The organism is Armatimonas sp. (genome assembly GCF_043760365.1).
Classification (GTDB): Bacteria; Armatimonadota; Armatimonadia; order Armatimonadales; family Armatimonadaceae; genus Armatimonas.
The window spans coordinates 1-7,887 of record NZ_JAYUPA010000964.1 but is presented as its reverse complement, the minus strand read 5'-3'; the positions used below and the strand labels follow the sequence as shown (position 1 = coordinate 7,887).

The following is a 7,887-nucleotide window of genomic DNA, read 5'->3' as shown; positions in this document are numbered from 1 at the left end:
AGTTTATTGTTGATGAGAAGCGCGATAATACTCCAGAACATATCAAAGACTACCGCAAAGTGCTAGAGCGCAAGGACGTGGATCTGGTCATCAACGCGACGCCTGACCACTGGCACGCGCTTATCGCGATTCATGCCGCGCAGGCGGGCAAAGACATCTTCACCGAGAAGCCCATCTCTCATAATATTATCGAAGGCCGCCAGATGGTCAACCATGCGGCCAAGCACAAGCAAATCGTGCAGGTGGGAACCTGGCAGCGCTCGCTTCAGCAGTACATTGATGCCGTGGCCTACGTGCGCTCGGGCAAGCTGGGCAAGATCAATGTCTGCCGCGCCTGGAGGGTGCAGGACCCGAATGCTGCCGTGATGGGCAAGGAAGCCACCAAGCCCGTTCCTGCCGACCTCGACTACAATATGTGGGTAGGGCCCGCCGCGATGCTTCCCTACCAGGAGAACCGCTGCCACTACAAGTTCCGCTGGTACTTCAACTTCGCGGGCGGCATGACCGGCGACTGGGGGGTTCACATGATGGATAATATACTCCAGGCCATGAATCCCACCGATGATTTTGTGATGCCCACCAAAGTGATGAGCCTAGGCGGCAAGTTCTTCGTCGGCGAAGGCGACGACCGCACGACCCCGGACACCCAGATTACCTTGCTGGAGTTCCCCGGCTGGATGCTCCAGTGGGAGGTGCACGTGGGCAATCAGAAAGCGGGCATCAATGGGCAGCCGGAAAGCGGCCTCACCGGGCGCAGCCATGGTGCGCTTTTCCTAGGGAGCAACGGCAGTGTCTTATTGGACCGCAACGGCTGGTCTATCTTCGATGCGGCGGGCAATCCTGTGGAGAAGCCCGCCCCGATTGACATGGGCCAGAAGATGAACGGCCTCCCCGCGCATGTCGGTGAGCTGATCGCCTGCCACAAGTCGCGCGGCACCACACGCTCTAATATCGCCTCGATGCACAAGACAACCACGGTCTGTCACTTAGCCAACCTCGCCTACCAGGCCAGTAGCGTCTTGCACTGGGACGGCGCAAAGGAAGTGGTCACCAACGAGCCCAAGGCGATGCAGAACCTGAGCTACCAGCGCGAGTACCGCAAGGGCTGGGTGCTGCCGAGGGCGTAGAACCCACCCGGCCTTCGTTCGTTCCTCACTATGGCCACCCTCCCTCTACGAAGGAGGGTAAGGTAGGGTTTTCTCACCCCTTCCCTGCCCTGAGGGAAGGGGCTAGGGGATGGGTCCAATCCCAACTGGCACGTCCCATGGATCGGTGGGCAGCTCGTCCACCAGAAACGGCGCGACACCAATCGTCCGGCAGTCCGGGCGCAGACGCGGCAGAAACCTATCGTAGTAGCCGCCGCCGTAGCCCAAGCGATTGCCACGCCGATCTAGGACAAGCGCGGGCACCAGCACCAGATCGAGGATTTCCGGAGAGACTTCCGGCAGTGTCGCCTCGGGTTCCCAGATACCGAAGCGGCTCAAAACTAACGAACACGGGTAGGCATGGATCGCCAGGCGGCGCTTCGGGGCGCAGCGCGGCAAATAACATCCCGGCTCAGCGGCGGGGGCTGCGAGTCCTAGCACATCCAGCTCCTCCTCGGTGGCGGCGTAGAGTAGAGTGTGCTGCGCGGCGGCGAGCTCCGGGGCGAGTGCTTCGTGGAGAGCAGCAGAAAGCGCGGGCAGATCGAGCTCCTGGCGTGCGGCAATCGCCCAAGCGCGCCACTCAGTCTTGCTGTTTTTGAGCGAGGGGATGGGCCTTGTCATAGACTTCCTTCAAGCGCGTGCCGCTCACATGGGTGTAGATCTGCGTGGATGAGAGATCGGCGTGGCCTAGGAGTTCCTGGACAACACGCAGGTCGGCGCCGTGATCGAGAAGATGGGTGGCAAAGCTATGGCGCAGGGTGTGGGGCGTGATCTTATGCGCTACCGACACGCTACCACAAGCGCGGTCAAAGAGCCGTCGCACTGCCCGGTCCGAAAGACGCTCACCAAAACGATTGAGAAAAAGTGCGGCAGTGGGCTTGCCCTGTGACAGTGCGGGGCGTGCCGTGCCGAGATAGAGTTCCAAGGCAGCGACAGCGGGCTTTCCCAGAAGTGCCAGGCGCTCCTTGCCGCCTTTACCGTGGCGCACGCGAATCTCCCCCTCCCCGTTCGCCTCTAAAGCCAAGTCCGAGGTATCGAGTGCAACCAGCTCACTGGCACGCAAGCCCGTGGCATAGAGTGTCTCAAGGATCGCTCGGTCGCGGATGCCATCAGGCCGGGCGGGGTCAGGGAAAGCGAGCAGAGTTGCAACCAGCTCTTCCGCGAGGGCTTTGGGGAGCGGTCGTGGACGTTTTGGGGTCTGGAGTTCCTGCGCCGGTGAATGAGTGATGACTGCCTGACGCAAAAGATAGCGAAAGAACGCACGTAGCGAGGCCGCCTTACGGGCCACTGTTGTTTTTGCCAGATTTCGCTCCGTCGTCAGTGACGCTATATAGCGGCGTACCTCTGCGGGAGGGAGTACTGTCAGATCCGACAGCTCTTTTTCTTCCAGCCAGGCACAAAACTGGCGTAGGTCTTCTGCGTAGGCATGAACGGTGTGAGGCGAAGCACGACGAACATGGCGCAGGTGCTCCAGGAAGCCGTCGCGCAGTGTTTCAGAGGAGACAAACATATCTTTTCCTGTCTTACAAAAAAAATGGGAACTTCGCAAGAGCAAAGAAGGAATACCCGGCTTAGGTGCCGAACTTCCAGGTGGCTCACGGAGCCGATTTGGATTCCTTTCATTTGGTGGAACTAGTGAGGGAGGACAGGCAGACGATGGCGATTATGCCACAGAGTAGAGTGCGCACCAATACCGCTGTTGGACGTGTGAAAGCACCGGAGACACTTGGCTTTCACGACGATGGTCAGTCCTATGTTACCCGACTAACACGTGCGGGTTTGCTTACCCATGAGGAAGAGATTCGCTTAGCCAATAAGATCGCGTTGGGCGGCCTCGATGGCACACGAGCCCGTGCGACCCTGGTTGAAGCCAATATGCGGCTTGTGGTCTCTATCGCAAAGGCCTACCGCTCATCGGGGATTCCCTTTGAAGACCTGGTGCAAGAGGGCGCAATCGGGCTAATGACGGCAGCGGAGCGCTACGATCCCACCCGTGGGTTTCGCTTCTCAACCTATGCCACCCAGTGGATCCGACAGGCAATTGGCCGCGCCGTAGACAACAAAAGCAAGTCAATCCGCATTCCCGCCCATATCTCCGAGTCCTTGCGAAAGCTCGATCGTGTTCGCAGCGAGCTGCGCCGTGAGCTGGGCCAGGATCCCAGTACCGACCTGCTCGCCGACCGTGCCGGGATGCCCGTGCGCAAAGTCCTCGCACTGATGAACACGACACAGGACCCGATCTCACTGGATCTCCCCGTGGGCGATGAGGAAAATACCCCCCTGGGCGCGTTGCTCACCGATAAGAACGCGCTGGATCCCCAGGACTATCTGCTCGTTTGTGAGGTGCGTGCCACCCTCGAAGACGTACTCAACGCTCTGGATGAGCGCGAGCGGATCGTGATGCGTCGCCGCTTTGGCTTCGATGGCGACGAGGGCTGTGTCCTCTCGCAGATCGGGGAGGAGCTCTGTATCAGCCGCGAACGTGTCCGTCAAATCGAGGCACAGGCACTGCGTAAGCTCAGGTTAGAAGCCCGCAAAGGCCGCCTTAAAGAGCTATTCCAGGCGTAAGCTTGACCGCAGATCTACACACCCATACTACCGCCTCCGATGGCACTCTGACTCCGACCGAGCTGGTGACGGCGGCGCACGCCCTTGGCATCTCCCTTCTGGCCATCACCGACCACGACACAACAGCCGGTGTCGCGGAGGCGCACGCAGTAGCCACGCAGCTTCAGATGAGCTTCTTGCCCGGCGTGGAACTCTCCGCAGAAGGTGCCCCGGGAAAATGCCATTTGCTTGGCCTAGGGATCAACCCTCGCCACGTGCGCCTCAATGAAACACTCTCCCAGCTCTCGGAGCACCGCCGAGAGCGCAATGAGAAGATGATCCTCCGCCTCAATGCCCTCGGAGTCGCAATCACCATGGACGACGTCCTGGCGGTAGCTCCCGACGGGGCAAATCTAGGACGTCCGCACTTTGCCGCCGCACTCGTCGCCTCAGGCACCGTCACCGACACACGGGAGGCTTTTACGCGATTCCTAGGCGATGATTCCGCCGCCTACATTACCAAAGAAACCCTCTCGCCCGCCGATGCCATTGCCCTGGTTCACGACGCTGGCGGGCTCTGTTTTCTGGCCCACCCCGGTCTCCTTCGGCTCGCCGCCCACGAGACCTATGAGACGCGTATCCGGGCACTCCAGGCACTGGGCCTTGATGGAATTGAGGCGTACTACTCCAGCTACAGCCCCGCCGATGAAGCGCGGTTTCTACGGCTCGCGGAGAAGCTTCGTCTGCTAGTGACCGGCGGCTCCGATTTTCACGGTGCCAATAAGCTGCAGGTTCCCCTGGGGATTGTTCGCGACGGTCAGCCCCTCAGTAGAAATCTTCTTCCGGCGCGCTTACTGGCACGGGCAGCGGTTTAGGCAGCCGCTTGCGCTCCTGCGCTGCTTGATCGTAGCGGGGCCGCAGAATCAGTGCCCGATCTAGCTCCAGCGCCGCTTTTGCAAAGAGCTGCTGCCGCGCGTAGGTCTTGCCAAGTAAGTAATGTAGCTCGGCGTTGTTGGGATCTAGATCCGTCGCTTCCCGAAGCACCCGCTGCGCTCCAGACAAATCTCCCCCGTGGAGAAGTGCAACTCCATGGGCTAACAGTAGATCCGGGTTCCTTGGGTCGTATTGTGCCGCTAGCCGAGTTAAGTGGGAGGCTTCGTCAATCCTTTTCGCCGCTCGCGGATTCTGTGCCAGAGTGAGTCCTAAAAAGCTCCGTGCGCGTGCGTCTGCCCGAGTGGGCTGATTAGGGTCACCTAAAGCCACGGCCCCTCGTAGCAGGACAATGGCACTGTCTACATCTCCGTCAAACTCCGAACAATAGCGCCCCGCCGAGAGCAACAGGCGGACGTCTGCTTCGCGAACTTGTTGGCTTGGGGAGGCTGGCTTGCCTAGGAGTGCTTGGGCAGCGCGTACCAGCTCGTCGGCCTTTTTGCGACAGTGCTCTACACGATCTTTTTCCTGTCCATGCATGGTGTAGGCACGTGCCAAAACACCGTAGAGAAGCGGGTTGTTGCCCTGCCCTGGTTCCTGAGTCGCCTTTTCCAGAAGTAGCACTGCGGTGTCTGGCTTTACCGCATCCAGTAAGCGCTTCGCCACGTAGAAAGCTCCCTCGCCATCGTCGTCGTGGAGTAGCACGGCCAGGTCCAGCAAGCGATCCGCCTGCTCCCCATCTCCGTCGGTTTGTGCACGCACTCCCTGGTTAAAGTAGCTCGCTGCCTCCTCACGCCGCTCCGCATCGCTCCAGAGCGCTGCGGTAAGAGGCACGGCATTGCAGCCCCACACACAGCCTCCCAGAACCAGCAACACGCCCCACACTCGGATTTGCACCATGTATCTGTCTACGAAACGCCGAGCGGGAACGTTCCCAAAACCCGTGTATTCCTCAGGGCTCATAATCGGGCTTGCCTTGCTCCGCGTGGCTCAGGGCTTTGTTCTCATCGTCGGCCTCTTTCTGATTGAAACCCGCCTCGGGCAGCAGCGTATTCAGCACTTGGCGTGCCTCAGTCAGTCGTCCTAGGTGCCGTAGCGCTTGCACACGGTAGAGTCGCGAGTAGAACTCGTCGGGGTCGCGTCTCAAGCTCCGCTCGGTAAGCTCCAGCAAGTCCGCCCAGCGCCTATCATTCCAGGCCCATGACTGCCGTCCCGAGTCGCGGTCTTTCTCAAAGCGCTCTTTCTCACCACCCGCCAGGGAGAGAATCTGGAGCGCCTCGGCGTAGTCTGGCAGAAGCGCGGTTCTGGGGCGGGCAATGGGGACGGTGAAATTCGCAATGCGTGTGTAGTACTTCTTCCCCACTTGTTCGTTAAAGTGAATCGGAATTTGGAGAGTCCGTGGCCTCCACTTGCCTACAAGCGGCTTGGCAAGCGTGAAGCAGGTACCGTGCATCATGTCGCCATTGACGGTCAGCCCGCGCTCCTTTCCATTGCTCATCTCCATATAGGGCTCCATCGCGCCTGCCGTTCCCGTGTACTTCGTTTTGAGGCTATCCGTGGGAATATCAAACGTGCTTTCCTCTTTATGTGGCTTATTCTCCCGTGCGCCATCCGTGAAGAGCACGAAGATATCGCCCTCAGAGTTCACTTGTACATCACGCAGGGCTATGGTGCGGGAGGCGAATTTTTTGACAGCGAGTGGCCTCGCAAAGCGCCTGCCAATCTCTGCGCCAAACGCATCCAGGTTGTAGATTTTTGCGCGGGGGAACGTTGGCTCAAAAAAACCTTCTGGTGTTTGGGAGTTCGCGTAGTACTCCAGGCGAACACGCGTCTTCCAGCCACCAAATCCGTGCATCTGGAGCTCAACTCGTGCCAGTCGCTGCTCTTGCAGGTCTACCAAGCTCTCTGAGCGCACCTCGCCGCGTAGGAGCCCTTCTTTCTGGATAGTGGTTTGCGTCAATCGCCGGAAGCGCCGTCCCTCTAGCACCACCTCGCCTTCGTCCACGACTCCCGGCTCACGGCGCAGCAGACGCATCCCCGCCTCCGTTGCGTCTCGTGCCTCTCTTTCTGCATCGGCAATCCACTTGATTGTGTTTGTATTGTGCTGCCAGGTTGCAATTTTCAGATGTGGGTAGTAGAGCCAGCGGCGATTCTTCTCAACAAGCTCTATCAGATGCTCCTGGCTACTGAGATAGTCGCTCCGAAGTTTTCCCGACGCATACCAGGTCTCTTTCACCGCCTTCTCTTTTCCGACAAACCAGGTCATGCGAGTATGGAGTCGCTCCGCCTTCAGCCCCTTTTGTGCTTCCTCTAATACTCTGGCAAGTGCTATGTGTGGCACAAGAACGAACGCGGCGAACGTCCCAGCGGCAGCCCCCCCTACCATCAGTGCCAGTATGCGGTGGGGTCGGTGCTTCGTGGCCAAGGCGGCGATACGTGTCTCAAGAGTCGTGCTGGGCATGGGCGCAATTCGAAGCGCGGGAAGTTTTGCCTGAAAAGCATGATCGTCGTCAAGATTCATAGAGATTCCTCCTCACAAAAATAGGCTTTGCCGTGAACACGGGCGCTCTGGCGAGCACGGTAGAGAAGCTGGGAGATCGCCGTTTCGGACTTTCCCAGCGCGAGTGCAATCTCGGCGAGGCTGAGCTGCTCGACATACTTGAGCAGGAGTGCCTCTTTCTGAAGGGGTGGAAGCTGGTCGAGAAGCTGGCGGAGTGCCTGGGTCTCCTCAGAGGACTCGGCGCTGGCGTGGGGGCTCCCGGAGGCGAGCAAGCTCGCCGAGAGTGGCAGGTCGTCGCGGCGGGTGCGGCAGTGGTCTGCCAGTTTATGCCGCGCGATCCCAAAGAGCCAGGCCCGTGCCGGGTCGTGTGACTCACCACAGGAAGCGGGAGCGGGGCACCGGTGGAGCGCCCGAAATGCCGCGCCAAAGACCTCCGCAGTGATATCCTCTGCGGCATCGCGTCCCACACGGGTGGCGACATAGGCCAGCACCACCCCCAAATACCGTATTCGCAGAAGCTCTGCCGTTATCTGCGGCTTACGAAAAAACATCACACTCCTCTCATCGGAGGAAGCAGCCGAAATCTAACGCGGTGAGAGTTTATGTTTTCCAGGCCCCAGCGTTCGGAAGGTCTTCTCGCCGGGAAGCGTGACCTCAGCGGTGACGTTTCCCGGCAGCTCGACTTCGAAAGCGAATCCGCCGCGCCGGGTGTCGAAGGCGAGTTTGAGCGGGCCACGGATAGTGGGGACGGTAAGCTTGGCCCAC

The 7,887-nt window shown here is 59.6% G+C and carries 9 protein-coding genes; 3 read left to right on the top strand and 6 right to left on the bottom strand.

The genetic code is table 11. From position 1 onward, the window contains the following. A partial coding sequence (locus tag ACH2EH_RS24495; RefSeq protein WP_395145963.1) for a Gfo/Idh/MocA family protein occupies nt 1-1,127 on the top strand: 1,127 nt, incomplete at its 5' end. Nucleotides 1,128-1,229: 102 nt separating this feature from the next. Here ACH2EH_RS24495 and ACH2EH_RS24490 read toward each other — a convergent pair. Both ACH2EH_RS24490 and ACH2EH_RS24485 read right to left on the bottom strand, forming a co-directional pair. Then, complete coding sequence (locus tag ACH2EH_RS24490) at nt 1,230-1,766, bottom strand: 5-formyltetrahydrofolate cyclo-ligase (protein ID WP_395145961.1); 537 nt, start codon at nt 1,764-1,766, stop codon at nt 1,230-1,232. Continuing rightward, the gene (locus tag ACH2EH_RS24485) at nt 1,726-2,655 is read right to left on the bottom strand and encodes a tyrosine recombinase (RefSeq protein ID WP_395145959.1); all 930 of its coding nucleotides are present in this window, start codon (nt 2,653-2,655) and stop codon (nt 1,726-1,728) included. The genes ACH2EH_RS24490 and ACH2EH_RS24485 overlap by 41 nt, the downstream gene beginning before the upstream one ends. A 146-nt stretch (nt 2,656-2,801) precedes the next feature. Between ACH2EH_RS24485 and ACH2EH_RS24480 the strand changes: the two genes are divergently transcribed. Beyond that, the gene (locus ACH2EH_RS24480; protein ID WP_395145957.1) at nt 2,802-3,713 is read left to right on the top strand and encodes an RNA polymerase sigma factor RpoD/SigA; all 912 of its coding nucleotides are present in this window, start codon (nt 2,802-2,804) and stop codon (nt 3,711-3,713) included. A 2-nt stretch (nt 3,714-3,715) separates the two neighbouring features. Further along, nucleotides 3,716-4,567, top strand: a complete 852-nt coding sequence (locus ACH2EH_RS24475) for a PHP domain-containing protein (RefSeq protein ID WP_395145955.1) — start codon at nt 3,716-3,718, stop codon at nt 4,565-4,567. On the opposite strand, the gene ACH2EH_RS24470 is transcribed toward ACH2EH_RS24475, so the two are convergent. The 4 genes from ACH2EH_RS24470 to ACH2EH_RS24455 all read right to left on the bottom strand — a co-directional run. After that, nucleotides 4,518-5,522, bottom strand: a complete 1,005-nt coding sequence (locus ACH2EH_RS24470) for a tetratricopeptide repeat protein (protein WP_395145953.1) — start codon at nt 5,520-5,522, stop codon at nt 4,518-4,520. The genes ACH2EH_RS24475 and ACH2EH_RS24470 overlap by 50 nt on opposite strands. 52 nt (nt 5,523-5,574) lie before the next feature. Next, on the bottom strand, nt 5,575-7,143 hold the full coding sequence (locus ACH2EH_RS24465) for a hypothetical protein (RefSeq protein ID WP_395145951.1): 1,569 nt from the start codon (nt 7,141-7,143) through the stop codon (nt 5,575-5,577). Next, nucleotides 7,140-7,673 (bottom strand): RNA polymerase sigma factor, encoded by a 534-nt coding sequence (locus ACH2EH_RS24460; protein WP_395145949.1) that lies wholly within the window; start codon nt 7,671-7,673, stop codon nt 7,140-7,142. The genes ACH2EH_RS24465 and ACH2EH_RS24460 overlap by 4 nt, the downstream gene beginning before the upstream one ends. A gap of 33 nt (nt 7,674-7,706) precedes the next feature. Further along, the coding region (locus ACH2EH_RS24455; RefSeq protein ID WP_395145947.1) for an alpha-L-rhamnosidase C-terminal domain-containing protein at nt 7,707-7,887 on the bottom strand (181 nt) is incomplete at its 5' end.

Coding starts and splice junctions, on each gene's coding strand:
- ACH2EH_RS24490 (WP_395145961.1), bottom strand. CDS start 1,766: ATGACAAGGCCCATCCCCTCGCTCAAAAACAGCAAGACTGAGTGGCGC.
- ACH2EH_RS24485 (WP_395145959.1), bottom strand. CDS start 2,655: ATGTTTGTCTCCTCTGAAACACTGCGCGACGGCTTCCTGGAGCACCTG.
- ACH2EH_RS24480 (WP_395145957.1), top strand. CDS start 2,802: ATGGCGATTATGCCACAGAGTAGAGTGCGCACCAATACCGCTGTTGGA.
- ACH2EH_RS24470 (WP_395145953.1), bottom strand. CDS start 5,522: ATGGTGCAAATCCGAGTGTGGGGCGTGTTGCTGGTTCTGGGAGGCTGT.
- ACH2EH_RS24465 (WP_395145951.1), bottom strand. CDS start 7,143: ATGAATCTTGACGACGATCATGCTTTTCAGGCAAAACTTCCCGCGCTT.
- ACH2EH_RS24460 (WP_395145949.1), bottom strand. CDS start 7,673: ATGTTTTTTCGTAAGCCGCAGATAACGGCAGAGCTTCTGCGAATACGG.